This window comes from Aminobacter aminovorans, assembly GCF_900445235.1.
GTDB classification, from domain to species: domain Bacteria; phylum Pseudomonadota; class Alphaproteobacteria; order Rhizobiales; family Rhizobiaceae; genus Aminobacter; species Aminobacter aminovorans.
Genome location: NZ_UFSM01000004.1, coordinates 132904 through 150129, shown reverse-complemented (window position 1 = coordinate 150129; position 17226 = coordinate 132904). Strand labels below are relative to the sequence as shown.

The following is a 17226-nucleotide window of genomic DNA, read 5'->3' as shown; positions in this document are numbered from 1 at the left end:
CAAATAATCGGGAACACTTGGGAGGAGTAACCTAATGAAGAAAATCATTGCAGCCGGAGTTTTCGGCCTTTCGTTGGCAGCATCCGGCCTGGCCTATGCCGAACCGGTGAAGATCGGCGTCATCACAACGCTTTCGGGCGGCGGTGCGGGCCTCGGCGTCGACATGCGCGACGCGTTCGTGCTGGCCATGAAGCAGTCCGGCAACAAGGATGTCGAGCTCGTCGTCGAGGACGATGCCCAGAAGCCCGAGATCGCCGTTCAGCTCGCCGAGAAGATGATCCAGAGCGACAAGGTCGACCTTTTGACCGGCATCATCTGGTCGAACCTTGCAATGGCCGTAGTGCCGAACGCCGTGGCGCAGGACGTCATCTACCTGTCGCCCAATGCCGGCCCGTCGGCGCTCGCCGGCGCCAAGTGCAACAAGAACTATTTCAATGTCGCCTACCAGAACGACAATTTCCACGAGGCGATGGGCCAGTACGCCAACAAGGACTACAAGAAGACCTTCATCCTCGCGCCCAACTATCCCGCCGGCAAGGATTCGCTGACCGGCTTCAAGCGCTATTACAAGGGCGAGTTGGCCGGCGAAGTCTACACCCAGGTCGGCCAGACCGACTACGCCGCCGAGATCGCCCAGATCCGCGATTCCGGCGCCGACTCTGTGTTCTTCTTCCTGCCCGGCGGCATGGGCATCTCGTTCATGAAGCAGTACGCCCAGTCGGGCGTGAACATTCCGGTCATGGGCCCGGGCTTCTCCTTCGACCAGGACATCCTGCCGGCGGTTGGAGACGCAGCCCTCGGCGTCAAGAACTCGGCGAGCTGGTCCAAGGATCTCGACAACGAGGCCAACAAGCAGTTCGTCGAGGCCTTCCAGGCCGAATACAAGCGCTTGCCCTCGGTCTATGCCGCCCAGAGCTGGGATACGGCAAACCTGATCCTGTCAGCGCTCGGCAAGGCCAGCGTCAAGGACAAGGATGCCTTCCGCGCAGCACTCAAGGCCGCCGATTTCAAGTCGGTGCGTGGCGAATTCACCTTCAACACCAACAACCACCCGGTGCAGAACATCTACGTGCGTGAAGTGATCAAGGAAGGCGACGTGCTGACCAACAAGATCGTCGCCACCGCCTTCGAGCACCACAAGGACGCCTACTCCGACCAGTGCAAGATGTAGGATGGACAAGGGGGTTAGTCGTAGCAGACCGGCCTTGTACGGAGCGCCCGACCCCCACTCCGCCTCGCTGCGCTCGGCACCTCTCCCCCTCAAAAGGGGGAGGAAAAGAGCCAGAACGCCGCCGGACTTCCTCTTCCCCGTCGAACGGGGGAGAGGTGGCCCGAAGGCCCCGGAGTGGGGGTCGACATCGCCAGCGATGACATAGTCGCGGGCGCGTTTGCCCTATCCCACCAAACAGACACCCAGCCCAGCGAAAGCGTCCCCTTGTCCATAGCACTGCTCCTCGAGCAACTTCTCAACGGGCTGCAGCTCGGGGTGATGCTGTTCCTCATGGCCGCCGGCCTGACGCTGATCTTTGGCGTCATGGGCCTGATCAACCTCGCCCATGGATCGCTCTACATGATCGGCGCCTTCGCATGTGCTGCGGTTGCGGCTGCCACCGGCTCGTTCTGGATCGGCCTGGCGGCAAGCCTCGTTGCCGCTGCGGCGGCTGGCGCGATCATCGAAGTGACAGTCATACGCCGCCTCTACGACCGCGACCATCTCGACCAGGTGCTGGCGACATTCGCGCTGATCCTGATCTTCTCCGAAGGTACGCGCTGGCTGTTCGGCTCGTTCCCCCTCTATCTCGACATTCCGCCGCTGCTTCAGGGCGCAGTCCCCCTGCCCGGCGGCGGCCAGTACCAGCTCTACCGTCTCGCCATCATCGGCGTCGGCGTCGTGGTAGCACTGGGCCTGTATGTGCTGATCTCGCGGACGCGGCTCGGCATGCGTATCCGCGCCGGCGAGTCCGACCGCGAGATGATCGCCGCACTCGGCGTCGATATCCGCACCCTTTACACCGTCGTCTTCGCACTTGGCGCTGCGCTGGCCGGCCTTGCCGGCGCGCTCGTCGGTGCATTGCAGTCGGTGCAGGTCGGCATGGGCGAGCCGGCGCTGATCCTTGCTTTCGTGGTCATCGTCATCGGTGGCATCGGCTCGATCAAGGGCGCCTTGTTCGGCGCCATCCTCGTCGGCGTCGTCGACACGATGGGGCGTTTCCTGCTGCCCAAGGCTCTGGCCCTGATAATCCCCGCCGCCCAGGCCGGCCCGATAGGTGCAGCACTTGCCTCGATGCTGATCTACATCGTCATGGCACTCATCCTTGCCTTCAGGCCGAGCGGCCTGTTTGCGACGCAGTCGTGAGGGTGTCATGACCAACGCCCCCTTCATGAACCGCGAAACCATCGTCAACGTCAGCCTCGCACTGCTTTTGCTCGGCTTGCCGCTGGTAGCGCAGACGATGGGTGAGCCGTTCTACATCACGCTCGCAACGCGCATCGCCATCCTGGCGCTCGCCGCCGTCGGCCTCAACATCGCACTTGGCCTTGGCGGGCTGGTGTCGTTTGGCCACGCTGCCTTCTTCGGCCTGGGCGGCTATGCAGCCGGCATCCTCGCCACCCATGCCTTTGACGGCGTGCCGCTGTTCGCCGGCATCCCCGGCACCGCGTCGATGCCCGTCATCTGGCTTGTCGCGACTGCCGTCTGCGGCCTGATCGCCTTGCCGATCGGCGCCATCAGCCTGCGCACCACCGGCGTCTACTTCATCATGATCACGCTCGCCTTCGCGCAGATGATCTACTATTTCGCCGTGTCCTGGCCGTCCTATGGTGGCGAGGACGGGCTTTCGATCTATGTGCGCAACGAATTCCCCGGTCTGAACACCGCCCAGCCGCTGTCCTATTTCCTGATCTGCTATGCAGTTCTGATGCTGGCGCTCGGTCTGTTCTGGCTGCTGCGCGGCTCGCGCTTCGGCGCGGCGTTGCAGGCGGCCCGGCAGAACGCAACGCGGCTGTCCGCTGTCGGCATCGCTCCATTCAACATCAGGCTGGTTGCCTTTGGTATCTCGGCAATGGTCACCGGCCTCGCCGGCGCGCTGTTTGCCGACCTCAACAAATTCGTCAGCCCCTCCATGCTGTCCTGGCATATGTCGGGCGAGTTGATCGTGCTGATCATCCTGGGTGGCAAGGGCCGGTTGTTCGGACCCGTCGCCGGGGCCATGCTCTATGTCCTGTTCGAATTCGCCCTTGGCGGCATCACCGAACGCTGGCAGTTCTTCCTTGGGTTGATCCTGCTCGGTGTCGTTCTGTTTGCCCGCGGCGGGCTGCTCGGTCTGCTGGCCGGAAAGGCGCGTCATGGCTGAGCCGATCCTCGAAATCCGCGACCTCCGCAAGACCTTCGGCGCCCTGAAGGCGACAGATGGCGTCAGCCTTGAACTTAGGCCCGGCGAGATCCACGCGCTGATCGGGCCCAACGGCGCCGGCAAGAGCACGCTGATCCACCAGATCTCCGGCTCGTTCCGGCCGGACAGCGGCAGCATCCGCTTTCTCGGCCAGGACATGGCCGGGCTCGACATGGCCGCGCGCGCCCGTCTCGGCCTCGGCCGCAGCTTTCAGATCTCGTCGCTGGCGCAGGAGTTTTCCGCCCTGCGCAACGTCATGCTGGCGGTGCAGGCACGCCAGGGCACGAGCTTCCGCTTCTTCCGCCCTGTCATGAGCGACAAGAGCCTGACCGAACCGGCAATGAAGATGCTGGAGCGCGTCGGTCTCGCCGGACGCGCCCACGTGCCCGCTGCCGAGCTGTCGCATGGCGAACGCCGTCAGCTCGAGATCGCAATTGCGCTGGCGCTCGGCTCCAAGGCCTTCCTGTTCGACGAACCGATGGCCGGCATGGGTCCCGAGGGCTCGAAGGCGCTGACCAAGTTCCTCGACGGCCTGCGCCATGAAGCGCCGATCCTGCTGGTCGAGCACGACATGGATGCCGTCTTCGCCCTCGCCGACCGAATCTCCGTGCTTGTCTATGGCCGCGTCATTGCCACCGGCACTGTCGACCAGATCCGCAACGACCCCGAAGTCCGCCGGGCCTATCTCGGAGAAGCCGCGTGAGCCTGCTCGAACTCAAAGGCGTCCAAACCTTCTACGGCGCATCGCAGGCGCTGTTCGGCGTCTCGCTCGACGTCAAGGAGGGCGAAGTCGTGGCGCTCATGGGTCGCAACGGCATGGGCAAGACGACGACGATCAATTCCATTCTTGGCCTGGCGAAGCCGCGCTCCGGTGCAATCAGCTTCGCCGGCCGCCAGGTAGCCGGCATGCGCCCGCATCGCATCGCCCGCCTCGGCCTGGGTCTGGTGCCCGAGGGACGGCGCTGCTTTCCCAACCTGACCGTTCTGGAAAACCTGCTTGCCGCAGCGCGTGGCAGCGAGTGGACGCTGGAAAAAGTCGTCGACCTGTTTCCACGCCTCGGCGAACGACGCGACCAGTATGCCAACACGCTCTCGGGCGGCGAACAGCAGATGCTGGCGATTGGCCGCGCGCTGATGACCAATCCCAGCCTGCTCATTCTGGACGAGGCGACCGAGGGACTTGCACCGGTCATCCGTCAGGACATCTGGGCGGCGATCCGCAAGCTCAAGGATGCGGGTCAGTCGATCCTGGTGGTCGACAAGACGCTGTCGGAACTGCTGCCGGTTGCCGACCGCTGCTTCGTGCTGGAGAAGGGCGTGACCGTGTTCGAAGGCACGCCGGACCGGCTGACGCCTGACATCCAGGACCGCTATCTCGGTGTATGAAAAAGGGCGGCAGATGCCGCCTTTTTCATTCGACCTGAGATCAGGTCACTGCCGACTTGACGGCAAAACGGGCTTCCTTCCAGGCGCCGGTCCGCATGATGTCTTCGAGGATCTCGGCCGCCTGCCAGACGTCCTTGAAGCCGACATAGAGCGGCGTGAAGCCGAAGCGCAGCGTAGCCGGTGCACGGAAGTCGCCGATGACACCGCGCGCGATCAGCGCCTGCATGATGGCATAGGCGTTGTCGTGCTCGAACGAGACCTGGCTGCCGCGCTTCGTGCCGTCGCGCGGGCTTTCCAGCTTGAGGCCGTAGGCGCCGCACCTGGCTTCGACCAGTTGGATGAACAGGTCGGTCAGGGCGATGCTCTTCTTGCGCAGCGCTGCCATGTCGACGCCGTCCCAGTCATCGAGCGCGCCCTTGAGCGCCCGCATGGTCAGGATCGGCTGGGTGCCACACAGGAACCGGCGGATGGCCGCCGTCCGCCGCATAACCCTGCTCGAAGGCGAAGGGCCTGGCATGTCCCCACCAGCCGCTCAGCGGTTGCTGGACGTCGGCGAGATGACGCGTCGCGGCGTAGATGAAGGCCGGGGCACCGGGACCGCCATTGATGTACTTGTAGGTGCAGCCAACGGCGAAATCGACATTGGCACCGTCAAGATCAACCGGCAGGGCACCTGCCGTGTGGCAGAGATCCCAGACGATCAGGGCGCCTGCCGCCTGGGCTTTCTGGGTCAATGCCGCCATGTCGCGCAGCTCGCCCGACTTGTAGTTGACGTGGTTGACGAGAACCACCGCAACCTTGTCGTCGATCAGTTCCTCGATGCTTTGCGCATCGACGCCTTCGAGCCTGAGCACGGCACCGGCACGCGTCGAGGCGACACCCTCCGCCATGTAGAGATCGGTCGGGAAACTGTTGCCCTCGGCAACAATGACCGAACGGTCCGGCCGCATCGCAAGGGCAGCATGCAGCACCTTGTAGATATTGGTCGAGGTGGTGTCGCAGACGACCGTCTGGCCGGGTGCAGCACCGATCAGGCGGCCAATTCGGTCGCCCAGTTCGGTCGGCATGTCGAACCAGCCGGCGGTGTTCCAGGCGCGGATCAGGTCCTGCGCCCACTCCTTGGACGCGGCCGCCTGGAGCTCGCTGAAGACGGCATGCGACGCAGCCCCCAGCGAATTGCCGTCAAGATAGATCACTCCTTCCGGCAGAATGAAGCGATCACGCATCGAGCGCAGCGGATCGGCAGCGTCCATCGCCTCGACAACGGCGAGATCGGGAATTGCAGTCATGATGTGGGCTATCCTTGCTTATTCGCGGATGGTTTCGCGTGCTTGTGCCGGTCCCCGGCTGCGACGCAGGCTCGGCAGCGCCAGCATGGCGAGCACGAACAGGCCGGTGGCGAGCTTCAGGTCGGGGGGCGGCATGCCGGCGGCCAGACAGAACGACACCAGCTGGTAGTAGACAACCGCGCCGACGAACGGGGCGGCGAGCTGGCGCAGCACCGTCTGCTTGCCGACGATGGCTTCACCGATCATCAGCGCCGCAAGGCCGTTGATCAGGATGCCGAGGCCCATGTTGACGTCGGCAAAGCCCTGGCTCTGCACCATAAGCGCACCGCTGATGGCCGAGAATGCGCTGGCAAGGCCGACGCCGCCGATGGTGGCGACCCAGACATTGATGCCTTGCGCCTCGGCCATGTCGGGATTGGCGCCGACGGCACGGATCGCGGTGCCCTTCTCGGTCTTGAAGAACATGTTGAGCAGGATGAAGATGACCGCACCGATCAGTCCCGCGACGATGATCTTGGCGAACGGGAAACCTGGCTGGACGAATGGAGCCCAGTCGAACACCGTCGGCGCACCGAACACCGAGAGGTTCGACTTGCCCATGATGCGCAGGTTGATGCTGTACAGCATCGTCATCATCAGGATGCCGGCGAGCAGCGTGTGGATGCGGAACCGCAGGTGGATGAAGGCGGTGCAGCAGCCGGCGAGGAACCCGGCGATGAGCGCGACGGCAAGCGCTGTCAGCGGCGAGGCACCGCTTGCCAGAAGCACACCACAGACACAGCCGCCGAGCGGGAATGCGCCTTCGCTGGTGAGGTCGGGGAAGTTGAGGGTGCGGAACGGGATCATGATGCCGAGCACGACGAATGCCAGGATCAGGCTCTGCGCCAGGGTGACGGGAATGAGCGAGACGAAGCTCGTGAAAACGGTCTGGATAAAGTCCATGATGATCAGCTCGCCAGCAACATGCGGTCGGTTTTCACGGAGAAATGGCCGATCAGGTCGACAACCGTCACCTTGGCCTTTTCCTCGCCGGAGATTTCGAGCCGAAGCTTGCCGGCATCCAGCATGATGACGCTGTGACCGAAATCGACGGCATGCTGCATGTTGTGCGTCACCATCAGAGTGGTGAGCTTCAGGGCATCGACGGCACGCACGGTCGCCTGCATGACGATGTCGGCGGTGCGCGGATCGAGTGCCGCCGTATGCTCATCGAGCAATAGGAGATCCGGAGAGCCGCCGACCGCCATGATCAGCGACAGCGACTGGCGCTGGCCACCCGAAAGCAGTTCGACGCGGGTGTCCAGGCGATTTTCGAGACCGAGGCCGAGAAGTGCCAGACGTTCCTTGTAGGCCGCCAGGCGAGTGGCATTGAGCCCCTGGCGCAAGGTGCGCTTCTTGCTGCGCAGATCTGCGAGCAGCATGTTTTCGGCGACCGTCATCGAGGCGGCGGTGCCTTTCATCGGATCCTGGAAAACGCGAGCCAAGCGGATGGCGCGCTTGTGAACGGGCATGCCGGTGACGTCGTCACCATTGATCAGGATCTGGCCGGAATCGAGCACCAGCGCGCCCGAAATGGCATTGAGCATGCTGCTCTTGCCGGCACCGTTGGAGCCGATGACGACGCCGAATTCGCCGGTGGCGAGCTTGAGGCTGAGGCCGTCCAGCGCGACTTTTTCGTCGGCCTGACCCTTATAGAAAACTTTACGTGCAGATCGGATTTCGAGCATCCGTCCCTCCAGGAAAAGGCAACGGCGCCCTGGAGCGCCAGAGCGCTCCAGGTTTCTGAACCTGCGCATCGTACCTCTTGGGCCGATGCGCCAAACGCCGCTACCAGTTTTGACGAAGTCGAATATTAGTCGACGATGCAGCCGCAATCAGCGAGCGACGCCGGGATCTCGATGCCGAAGGCGGCCATGGCCTTCTTCGAGATCGTCGCGGCATGGTCCTCATAGGCCGGGCGCGAAGGCGCAATGGTCTTGGGGTCCTTGCCCTTCAGGATTTCGGCGGCGATCTTGCCGGCATTGATGCCGACCTGCTCGTAGTTCACGGCGAAGCTGGCGGGCACGACACCGTCGCGGACTGCATTGTCGTCGGCATTGACGACCGGAATGCCAGCCTGGCGGGCGGCGGCGGCAACGGCCGGGATGGCCGGCTGGATCAGGTTCGAGGTCGGGCCGTAGATCACGTCGACCTTGCCGGCGAGCGAAGCGATGCGCTGCTGGATGTCGTTGACGTTGTCGATACCCACTTCGACCACTTCGAAGCCGGCGGCAGGTGCTGCTTCCTTGATCTTCTCGACCAAAGCGACGTCGTTGGCTTCACCCGGATTGTAGGGCACGCCGAAACGCTTGGCGTTTGGCAAGAGCTTCTTGGTGAATTCCATCACCGCCTTAACGTCCTGCAGGTCGGTAGCACCCGTCATGCCTTCGTCGCCGGCTTCCCACGACGGGACCAGCTTGGCGGCGACCGGGTCGGTCACGGCCGAAAAGACGATGTTGATGCCCGAGCCGGCGAGCGCCTTCTTGGCGATCTGCGAGACCGGGGTGGTGACGGTGTACATCAGCTTCGGCTGTTCAGCCTGAAGCTTGGCGATCATCTGGGGAACCAGCGACGCGTCGAAATTGGTGTGGCTTTCAGTGAAGACGACGTCCTTGCCATCGACATAGCCATTGTCAGCCAGCGCCTTCTTGAAACCGGCGACGGCGGCGTTGAGCTGCGGGTGCTCGCCGAAATTGGCGATGCCGATCTTGATCGGGTCGGCAACAGCGGCACCCAGGCTGGCGGCGAGCGCGCCGGCCAAAATCAGGCCCGACATCAGACCGGACTTCAAATTTCTCATCTATTCCTCCCAGATTTGACAAGCACCGCTCCCCTGAACGGCAGCATGGGACAATCATGAGCAGTCCGGAGAGGTCTGTCAAACATTATATATAATTCTTGCCATGAGCCCCCATGATATATAATTTTTTCACAGAGACGGGGACGGATAGCGATGCAGGATGACGAACACTCGACCAAGACGGAAGCAGCCTACCGGCTGCTGCGCCGCGACATCCTGACGACCCGGCTGATGCCGGGCGCGCCCCTCAAGCTGAGCGCGCTGCGCACGTCCTACGGCGTCGGCTGGACGCCGCTGCGCGAGGCACTGTCGCGGCTCGAGGCCGAGCGGCTGGTGACGGCGATATCCAATCGCGGCTTCACTGTGGCTTCCGTTTCGCGCCAGGAGCTGGAAGATCTGGCGCGAGCCAGGATGGTGGTCGAGCTGCCGCTTCTATTGGAATCGATCGAGAAGGGAGGCAGCGACTGGGAAGCGGCTGTCGTTACCGCGCATTACCGCCTGTCGCGCTGCAAGACCGCAGTCGAGGATCCTTCCGACGCCTCCGTCGATGATTGGGACGAAAAGCACGAAGCGTTCCACTCGGCGCTGTTGAGCGCCGCAACCTCGAACTGGCTGTTGCGATTCCGTTCGACGATCTCCGACCAGCTCCGGCGCCATCACAGGTTCCTCGGACTCGCACCGACCCTGCGGGCGGCCGCCGGCCAGAAGCAGGGCTATGAAGAGGCAATGGCAGCACTTGGCGAGGCGCAGTCGATCGGACCGCACACCGCCCTCATGGAGGCAGCGCTCGATCGCGACCTCGAAAAGGCCAAGGCGCTGATGATCGACCACATCGGCTACACGCTCCACGTCTATGTCCACACCGAGGACTACAGCGGCAGCAGACACGCCGCCCGCGCCGGCAGCCTCAGAACGCCGTCGGCAGCCGAATGACCGCCCCCTATCGCCCGTCGCTTGACGAAATCAGCGCCGCCCGCGCCCGGATCTCATCTCATGTTCCGAGAACGCCGCTGGTCCGACTCGATCTCGACCTGCCCGACCGGCAGATCTTCCTCAAGCTCGAAACGCTTTCTCCGATTGGCGCGTTCAAGCTGCGGCCAGCGCTGAACGCCCTTCTGTCACGCGACCGCGCGACGCTCGCCCGGGGTGTCGCCACCACGAGCTCCGGCAACATGGCCTATGGCATGGCCTGGGCTGCCAACCGGCTTGGCGTGCCGATGGCCGCCTACATGTATTCGGGGGCACCACAGACCAAGATCGATGGCGTGCGCCGCCTCGGCGGCGAGGTCCGGTTCATCTCCATGGAAACATGGTGGCAATACATCATCGGCGCCGACCGACCCGATTTCCCCGAGCTCCTGATCAACCCGGTGACGGACCAGGCGGTGCTGTCGGGCAACGGCTCCATCGGCATGGAAATTGTCGAGGACCTGCCCGAGGTCGACGTCGTGCTGACGCCTTATGGCGGCGGCTCGATGACCACGGGCGTGGCGAGCGCCGTCAAGGCCTTGCGACCCGAGGCAAAAGTCTTCGCCGTCGAGGACGAGAACGCCGCCCCTGTGACGGCGGCGCTTGCGGCCGGCCGCATCGTCGACATCGAGACGCGCCCTTCCTTCATCAAGAGCATCGGCGGCCCGTCGCTTGTGCCGCAACTGTGGCCCATCGCGCGCGAGCTGATCGACGGCGCGGTGTCAGTCAGCCTGATGCAGGTCACCGAGGCTATGCGGATGCTGTTCGCCAAATCCAAGGTCGTCGCCGAGGGCGCGGGGGCAGCTTCGCTGGCTGCGGCGCTGACGAGCCAACATGCCAGGGGCAACATCGTCTGCGTGATCTCTGGCGGCAACGTCGACGCCGCCGCTTATTCGGCGGTGCTTGCCGGCGACATTCCTGCCCCTTGAACCTTTCAAGCTTGTACCATCGCGCGAAACGGCACTACAACTGCCCGAGAGGATAGCCGGCGCACCGGCCGCGGCGAGGAAAGACCCTGACACAGATGGAAGAGCGCAAGGATACAGCCGGCGCCGAAGGCTGGGTGGACGGCGAGACCAAGGTGCTTGAAGCGCCTGCGGATCACGGCACCGAGCTTCGCCTTTGGCTGCGCCTTTTGACCTGCTCGACGCTGGTTGAAACAGAAGTGCGCCGCCGCCTGCGCGAAGAGTTCGATTCCACCCTGCCCCGCTTCGACCTGATGGCACAGCTCGAACGAGCCCAGGACGGCATGGTGCTGGGCGAAGTGTCCAAGCGCATGATGGTATCACCCGGCAACATCACCGTCCTGGTCGAGCGTCTGGCCGAGAGCGGCCACATCAGCCGCACCACCTCGCCCACCGACCGCCGCGTCCAGATCATCGCGCTGACGCCCTTCGGCCGCGCCGAATTCGAGAAGATGGCCGCAGCCCATGCCGACTGGATCGGCGACCTGTTCGGCAGCTTGTCGGCCAAGGACGGCGGCATCCTGCTCGACGAACTCGGCAAGCTGAAACGCTCGATCGTCGCGTCGCTGGCCAAGAGCAGCTAGGTTTCTTGACGCAGTTCCTGACGGAAAACCGCGTTGCTGAAGTGCTCTAGGCCCGAAACCGCGCGCGATAATCGCTCGGCGTCAGCCCGACGATGCGAGCAAAGACCTTGCGGAACGCGCCCGGGTCGCCATAGCCAACCGCCCAGGCCACCTTGTCGACCGTCTGCGTGGTGAATTGCAGCAGCTCGCGCGCCTTGCCGACGCGCAGGCGCTGGCCATATTCGGTCGTCGTGAGTCCGGTCGCCTTCTGGAAGCGGCGCAGGAACGTGCGCTCCTCCAATCCAGCCAACGATGCCAGCACGGCCAGGTTCAGCTCCTTGCCCTCGCCCGCCTGCAACCAATGCTGGACCTTGAGGATGGCCGCGTCGCCATGGCTGAGCCGCGGCGCGAAGGCGCTATAGTAGCGCTGCTCGCGTCCGGGAGGATCGAGCGCCAGTATCCGGGCGGTCTCGATCATCACGGTCGGCCCAAGGAAGCGGTCGACCAGCCGAAGACCCAGGTCGGTCCAGGCCATCAGGCTGCCGGCAGTGATGATGTCACCGTCATCGATGAGCAGCCTGTCGGTGTCGAGCCTAGCCTCGGGGAAACGCGACCGGAACGCCTCGTCATAGACCCAGTTCGTCGTCACCGCCCGCCCGGCCAGCAACCCGGTCTCGCCGAGCACGAAGGCGCCGGCACAGACGGACGCCAGCACGCTGCCGGCGCCGTGACGCTCACGCAGCCAGCTTGCCAGGGGACTGACGGTCTCCCGCGAAATAGGATCGCCAAGCGCCGGCGGCACCACGTAGACCTCGGCTACGCCTGAAACACCCGGATGGCTGTCGAATACCCGCGCAGGAGCGACTCCCGGCTGGTCGGCACGCCAGTGGCTGACGCGCAGCTGGTTCGGCGCTGCACCGCGGCTCTTGCGTGCGGCGGTGCGGTTGGCGAGCTCGAACAGGTCGGTCATGCCAAGCACCGCCGACATCTGCGCGCCGGGGTACAACACCAGCCCGATCTCGATGACGCCAGCTTTTGCCATTTGTCGAAATCACCCCTTGTTATGTCGATATCGCCAATGGGCCGGCACCATAATCCATTGCATCCTGCAGGCAACATTCTTCCCAACAGCAAAGGCATCAGGGACATGAGCAAACGCGCAGTGATCGCCATCGACATCCAGAACGAATATTTCCCCGGCGGCCGCATGCCGCTCGTCGGCATCGAGCAGGCAACTGAAAACGCCGCCCGCATCATCGAGCAGGCGCGCGCCAAGGGCGACACCGTCATCCACGTTCGCCATGTCTCAAAGGACGCGGACGCGCCGATCTTCGCTGCCGGCACCCCAGGGGTCGAGATCAACGCCACCGTTGCCCCGGCCGAGGGCGAGAAGGTCATCACCAAGAACTACGTCAACTCGTTTCGCGAAACCGATCTTAAGGCGACACTCGATGCCAAGGGCATCGAGGAAGTGGTCATCATCGGCGCGATGAGCCATATGTGCGTCGAAGGCGCCACCCGTGCCGCGGCCGACTTCGGCTACAAGACATCGGTCGTTCACGACGCCTGCGCCACGCGCGATCTCGAGTTCAGCGGCAAGACGGTGCCGGCCAACCAGGTCCACGACGCCGTCATGGCAGCGATCGCCTTCGGCTATGGCGAACTCGTGGATACCGCGACCTACCTGTCGCGCTAGTGCATCCGGGCCCCTTCTGGCCCCGGCCGCGCGCTCGCCGACCGGGGCCTTTTTGCGCTCGCTTCCAAAATAACTTTAAGCTTGAAGTTTTTTTTGAAAGCGTCCATGGTACCTCCATGGTCAGGGTCGGGCACACATGTCCACCTGACCGAACGGCTTCAGGAGGAGGACGGCATGCGCATTGTCTGTATCGGTGGCGGACCGGCCGGTCTCTACTTTGCCCTGCTGATGAAGAAGCAGCACCCCGAGCATCAGGTTACCGTCGTCGAGCGCAACCGGCCCTTCGACACCTTCGGCTGGGGCGTGGTCTTCTCCGACGCCACGATGCAGTCGATGCGCCAATGGGACCCGGCTACCGCCGAGACCATCGAGGACGCCTTCAACCACTGGGATGACATCGAGTTGGTGTTCAAGGGTCGCAAGATCCGCACCACCGGCCACGGCTTCGTCGGCATCGGCCGCAAGAAGATGCTGAACATCCTGCAGGAGCGCTGCATCGAGCTCGGCGTCGAGCTGGTATTCGAGACCGACGTGCAGGGCGACCAGGACTTCCCCGAAGCCGACCTCATCATCTCGTCGGATGGCGTGAACTCGCGCATCCGGCACAAATATGCCGACATCTTCAAGCCCGACATGGTGATGCGGCCGAACCGCTACATCTGGCTCGGCACCGACAAGCGCTTCGACGCCTTCACCTTCGACTTCCAGCGCACCGAGCACGGCTGGTTCCAGGCGCACATCTATCGTTTCGACGACCACACCTCGACCTTCATCGTCGAAACCACCGACGAAGTGTTCAAGGCGCATGGCATCGACGAGATGGACCAGGATCAGTCCATCGCGTTTTGCGAGAAGCTGTTCGCCGGGACGCTCGAAGGCCACAAGCTGATGACCAATGCGCGCCATCTGCGCGGCTCGGCCTGGCTGAATTTCGGCCGCCTGATCTGCGACAAGTGGAGCCACTTCAATGGCCAAAGCCACGTCGTCTTGATGGGCGACAGTGCCCACACCGCACATTTCGCAATCGGCTCCGGCACGAAGCTTGCCATTGATGACGCCATCGAGTTGACCCGCCAGTTCGACCTCATCGGCCACGACAAGGCCAGCATCCCGGCCGTGCTCGAAGCCTATGAGGAGGTGCGCCGCGTCGACGTCGCCCGCATCCAGAATGCGGCGCGCAACGCCATGGAGTGGTTCGAAGTCGTGGGCACGCGTTATGCCGACACGCTCGAACCCGAGCAGTTCATGTATTCGATGCTGACCCGCTCGCAGCGCATCAGCCATGAGAATTTGCGCCTGCGCGACAAGGACTGGTTGGAAGGTTTCGAGCGCTGGTTCGCCGAACGCGCCGGCGTGTCGCCTGCCCCCAACGGCTCGGTACCGCCGCCGATGTTCACGCCGTTTTCGATCCGCGGGCTGACGCTGAAGAACCGCATCGTGATGTCGCCGATGGCGATGTATTCGGCCACCGACGGCCTGCCCGACGACTTCCACCTCGTCCATATCGGCGCCCGCGCCATGGGTGGCGCCGCACTCGTCTTCCCGGAGATGACCTGCGTGTCGCCAGACGCGCGCATCACGCCCGGCTGCCTCGGCCTGTGGAATGACGAGCAGGCGAAAGCCTTCAAGCGCATGGTCGACTTCGTCCACCAGCAGACGCTGGCGAAAATCGGCATCCAGATCGGCCATGCCGGCCGCAAGGGCGCGACCAAGGTTGCCTGGGAAGGCATCGACCAGCCGGTAACCTCAGGTGGCTGGCCGCTGATCTCGGCCTCCGCCCTGCCTTATCTCAAGCATTCGGACATGCCGCGCGCCATGACCCGCGAGGATATGGATCGCGTTCTGGCCGACTTCGTCAGCGCAACGGAGCGGGCCCGCGACCTCGGCTTCGACATCCTCGAACTACATGCCGCCCACGGCTACCTGCTGTCCTCCTTCCTGTCGCCACTGACCAACCTGCGCGACGACGAATATGGCGGCAACCACGAGAATCGCGCCCGCTATCCGCTCGAAGTGTTCCGCGCCATTCGTGCCGTCTGGCCCGAGGACAAGCCGATCTCGGTGCGGCTCTCCACCCATGACTGGTACGAAGGCGGCAACACGCCGGAAGACGCAGCGATCTTCGCCAGGATGTTCAAGGACGCCGGCGCCGACATGATCGACTGCTCGTCAGGCCAGGTGGTGAAGGAAGAGCAGCCAGTCTATGGCCGCCTGTTCCAGACGCCCTTCTCCGACAAGATTCGCAACGAGATCCAGGTGCCGACCATTGCCGTGGGTGCGATCTCGGAAGCCGATCACGCCAACTCGATCATCGCCGCCGGCCGCGCCGATCTCTGCGCCGTCGCCCGCCCGCACCTCGCCGACCCGTCTTTCGTCATGCATGAGGCGGCAAAGATCGGCTATGCCGAGCAGGCCTGGCCAAAGCAGTATCATTCGGCCCGTGCCCAATATGTGAACAACCTCGCTCGCGCCGCGGCGGCGGTTCCCACGGGCAAGGCATGAGCATGGCCAAGCGTCACGCCCTGGTCACTGGCGCCGGCAGCGGCATCGGCCGCGCCATCGCACTGGCGCTCGCCGCCAACGGCCACGGCGTCAGCCTGTGCGGACGGCGTGCCGCGCCGCTCGAGGCGGTGCGCGACGAGATCGCCAAGATGGGCGGCGAGGCCTTCGTCCTTGATGGCTTCGACGTCACTGATGCGCATTCGGTCGAGGCAGGTATCGCCAAGGCGATTGCCCATGCAGGCGACATCGCCGTGCTGGTCAACTGCGCCGGCGAAGCGCCGTCGGCACCGTTCGACAAAACCGACCTCGCATTGTGGAACCGGGTGATCGGCATCAACCTCACCGGCACGTTCCTGGTCACACAGGCCGCGCTTGCCTCGGTCAAGCGCGCCGGCAAGGGCCGCATCGTCAATGTCGCCAGCACCGCCGGCCTGACCGGCTATGCCTATGTGTCGGCTTATTGCGCCTCAAAGCATGGCGTGGTCGGCATGACGCGCGCGCTGGCGCTTGAGCTTGCCCGCACCGACGTCACCGTCAACGCGGTTTGCCCCGGCTTCACCGACACACCGCTGCTCGACGGCGCCGTCGAAACCATCACCGGCAAGACCGGGCGCTCGGCCGAAGAGACACGCGCCACGCTCGCCCGCGCCAATCCACAAGGGCGGCTTGTGACCCCCGAGGAAGTGGCCGACACCGTGCTCTGGCTCACCTCGGAAAAGGCCACCGCAATCACAGGCCAGGCGATCCCAGTCGCCGGCGGCGAAGTTCTGGGAGGATGACCATGACCAACCCAATGCAGGACAAGAAGCATCCCTTCCGGGGCCACAAGGCTCAGCACTTCAAGTTCGAGACCGATGCCGACGGCAAGGTCGCGACGATCACGCTGAACCGCCCAGAGAAGAAGAACCCGCTGACCTTCGAGAGCTACGAGGAACTCGGCAACCTGTTCCGCTCCCTGCACCGGGCCAGCGACGTGCGCGCCATCGTCATCACGGGTGCCGAGAACAACTTCTGCTCGGGCGGCGACGTCTTCGAGATCATCGAGCCGCTGACCCGCATGCCGATGCATGACCTGCTCGACTTCACCCGCCTCACCGGCGATCTGGTGCGCCAGATGCGCGCCTGCCCGCAACCAATCATCTCCGCCGTCGACGGTATCTGCGCCGGCGCCGGTGCGATCATCGCCATGTCGTCCGACTACCGCGTCGCAACCCCGGAGGCGAAGACCGCCTTCCTGTTCACCCGCGTCGGCCTGGCCGGCGCCGACATGGGCGCCTGCGGCATCCTTCCGCGCATCATCGGCCAGGGCCGCGCCGCCGAACTTCTGTTCACCGGTCGCGTCATGACCTCGACCGAGGGTCATGCCTGGGGCTTCTACAACGCGTTGCATGAGCGTGGCGCACTGCTCGCCGAGGCGCAGAAATTCGCCCGCAACCTGGCCGACGGTCCCTGGTTTGCGCATGCCATGACCAAGAAGATGCTCGACCAGGAATGGGCGATGGGCATCGACCAGCTGATCGAATCCGAAGCGCAGGCCCAGGCGATCTGCATGGCGACCGGCGACTTCCGCCGCGCCTTCGAGGCTTTCGCCGCCAAAGCCAAGCCCGAATTCAAGGGGAACTGAG

At 64.0% G+C, this 17226-nt stretch carries 16 protein-coding genes and 1 pseudogene; 12 read left to right on the top strand and 5 right to left on the bottom strand.

Features of this window, described 5'->3' with window-relative positions; genetic code table 11:
- Positions 1 to 34 precede the first annotated feature (34 nt).
- From DY201_RS28310 to DY201_RS28290, 5 genes are all read left to right on the top strand, one after another.
- Positions 35 to 1171, top strand: a complete 1137-nt coding sequence (locus DY201_RS28310) for an ABC transporter substrate-binding protein (RefSeq protein ID WP_115734657.1) — start codon at positions 35 to 37, stop codon at positions 1169 to 1171.
- 264 nt (positions 1172 to 1435) lie between these two features.
- Positions 1436 to 2356 (top strand): branched-chain amino acid ABC transporter permease, encoded by a 921-nt coding sequence (locus DY201_RS28305; protein ID WP_115734656.1) that lies wholly within the window; start codon positions 1436 to 1438, stop codon positions 2354 to 2356.
- Between the two features lie 25 nt (positions 2357 to 2381).
- Positions 2382 to 3353, top strand: a complete 972-nt coding sequence (locus tag DY201_RS28300; RefSeq protein WP_115734713.1) for a branched-chain amino acid ABC transporter permease — start codon at positions 2382 to 2384, stop codon at positions 3351 to 3353.
- Positions 3346 to 4095 (top strand): ABC transporter ATP-binding protein, encoded by a 750-nt coding sequence (locus tag DY201_RS28295; protein ID WP_115734655.1) that lies wholly within the window; start codon positions 3346 to 3348, stop codon positions 4093 to 4095. Before DY201_RS28300 ends, DY201_RS28295 begins: the two co-directional genes overlap by 8 nt.
- Complete coding sequence (locus DY201_RS28290; RefSeq protein WP_115734654.1) at positions 4092 to 4778, top strand: ABC transporter ATP-binding protein; 687 nt, start codon at positions 4092 to 4094, stop codon at positions 4776 to 4778. The genes DY201_RS28295 and DY201_RS28290 overlap by 4 nt, the downstream gene beginning before the upstream one ends.
- A 40-nt stretch (positions 4779 to 4818) precedes the next feature.
- On the opposite strand, the pseudogene kynU reads toward DY201_RS28290, so the two are convergent.
- From kynU to DY201_RS28270, 4 genes and pseudogenes are all read right to left on the bottom strand, one after another.
- Positions 4819 to 6067, bottom strand: a pseudogene (gene kynU / locus DY201_RS28285) (kynureninase).
- A gap of 18 nt (positions 6068 to 6085) precedes the next feature.
- Positions 6086 to 7009, bottom strand: coding sequence for an ABC transporter permease (locus DY201_RS28280; RefSeq protein WP_115734653.1), 924 nt, complete (start codon positions 7007 to 7009; stop codon positions 6086 to 6088).
- 5 nt (positions 7010 to 7014) lie between these two features.
- Positions 7015 to 7794: an ABC transporter ATP-binding protein gene (locus DY201_RS28275; protein ID WP_115734652.1), complete on the bottom strand. Its 780-nt coding sequence runs from the start codon at positions 7792 to 7794 to the stop codon at positions 7015 to 7017.
- Between the two features lie 125 nt (positions 7795 to 7919).
- Entirely contained in the window at positions 7920 to 8906 is a 987-nt protein-coding gene (locus DY201_RS28270; RefSeq protein ID WP_115734651.1) for an ABC transporter substrate-binding protein, read from the bottom strand.
- 153 nt (positions 8907 to 9059) lie between these two features.
- Here DY201_RS28270 and DY201_RS28265 point away from each other — a divergent pair, with 153 nt between their 5' ends.
- From DY201_RS28265 to DY201_RS28255, 3 genes are all read left to right on the top strand, one after another.
- Positions 9060 to 9839, top strand: coding sequence for a GntR family transcriptional regulator (locus DY201_RS28265; RefSeq protein ID WP_115734650.1), 780 nt, complete (start codon positions 9060 to 9062; stop codon positions 9837 to 9839).
- Entirely contained in the window at positions 9836 to 10804 is a 969-nt protein-coding gene (locus DY201_RS28260; protein ID WP_115734649.1) for a threonine ammonia-lyase, read from the top strand. The genes DY201_RS28265 and DY201_RS28260 overlap by 4 nt, the downstream gene beginning before the upstream one ends.
- Positions 10805 to 10899: 95 nt before the next feature.
- Entirely contained in the window at positions 10900 to 11424 is a 525-nt protein-coding gene (locus DY201_RS28255; protein WP_115734648.1) for a MarR family winged helix-turn-helix transcriptional regulator, read from the top strand.
- A gap of 46 nt (positions 11425 to 11470) precedes the next feature.
- Here the strand turns inward: DY201_RS28255 and DY201_RS28250 are convergent, their stop codons facing one another.
- A complete protein-coding gene (locus tag DY201_RS28250; RefSeq protein ID WP_115734647.1) occupies positions 11471 to 12445 on the bottom strand; it encodes a GlxA family transcriptional regulator in 975 nt (324 codons plus the stop codon).
- Positions 12446 to 12550: 105 nt separating this feature from the next.
- On the opposite strand from DY201_RS28250, the gene DY201_RS28245 reads away from it, so the two are divergent.
- From DY201_RS28245 to DY201_RS28230, 4 genes are all read left to right on the top strand, one after another.
- Positions 12551 to 13099: a cysteine hydrolase family protein gene (locus tag DY201_RS28245; RefSeq protein ID WP_115734712.1), complete on the top strand. Its 549-nt coding sequence runs from the start codon at positions 12551 to 12553 to the stop codon at positions 13097 to 13099.
- A gap of 174 nt (positions 13100 to 13273) precedes the next feature.
- Positions 13274 to 15601: a bifunctional salicylyl-CoA 5-hydroxylase/oxidoreductase gene (locus DY201_RS28240; RefSeq protein ID WP_115734646.1), complete on the top strand. Its 2328-nt coding sequence runs from the start codon at positions 13274 to 13276 to the stop codon at positions 15599 to 15601.
- 2 nt (positions 15602 to 15603) lie between these two features.
- A complete protein-coding gene (locus DY201_RS28235) occupies positions 15604 to 16380 on the top strand; it encodes an SDR family NAD(P)-dependent oxidoreductase (RefSeq protein ID WP_115734645.1) in 777 nt (258 codons plus the stop codon).
- A complete protein-coding gene (locus DY201_RS28230) occupies positions 16377 to 17225 on the top strand; it encodes an enoyl-CoA hydratase family protein (protein WP_115734644.1) in 849 nt (282 codons plus the stop codon). The genes DY201_RS28235 and DY201_RS28230 overlap by 4 nt, the downstream gene beginning before the upstream one ends.
- Position 17226 lies beyond the last annotated feature (1 nt).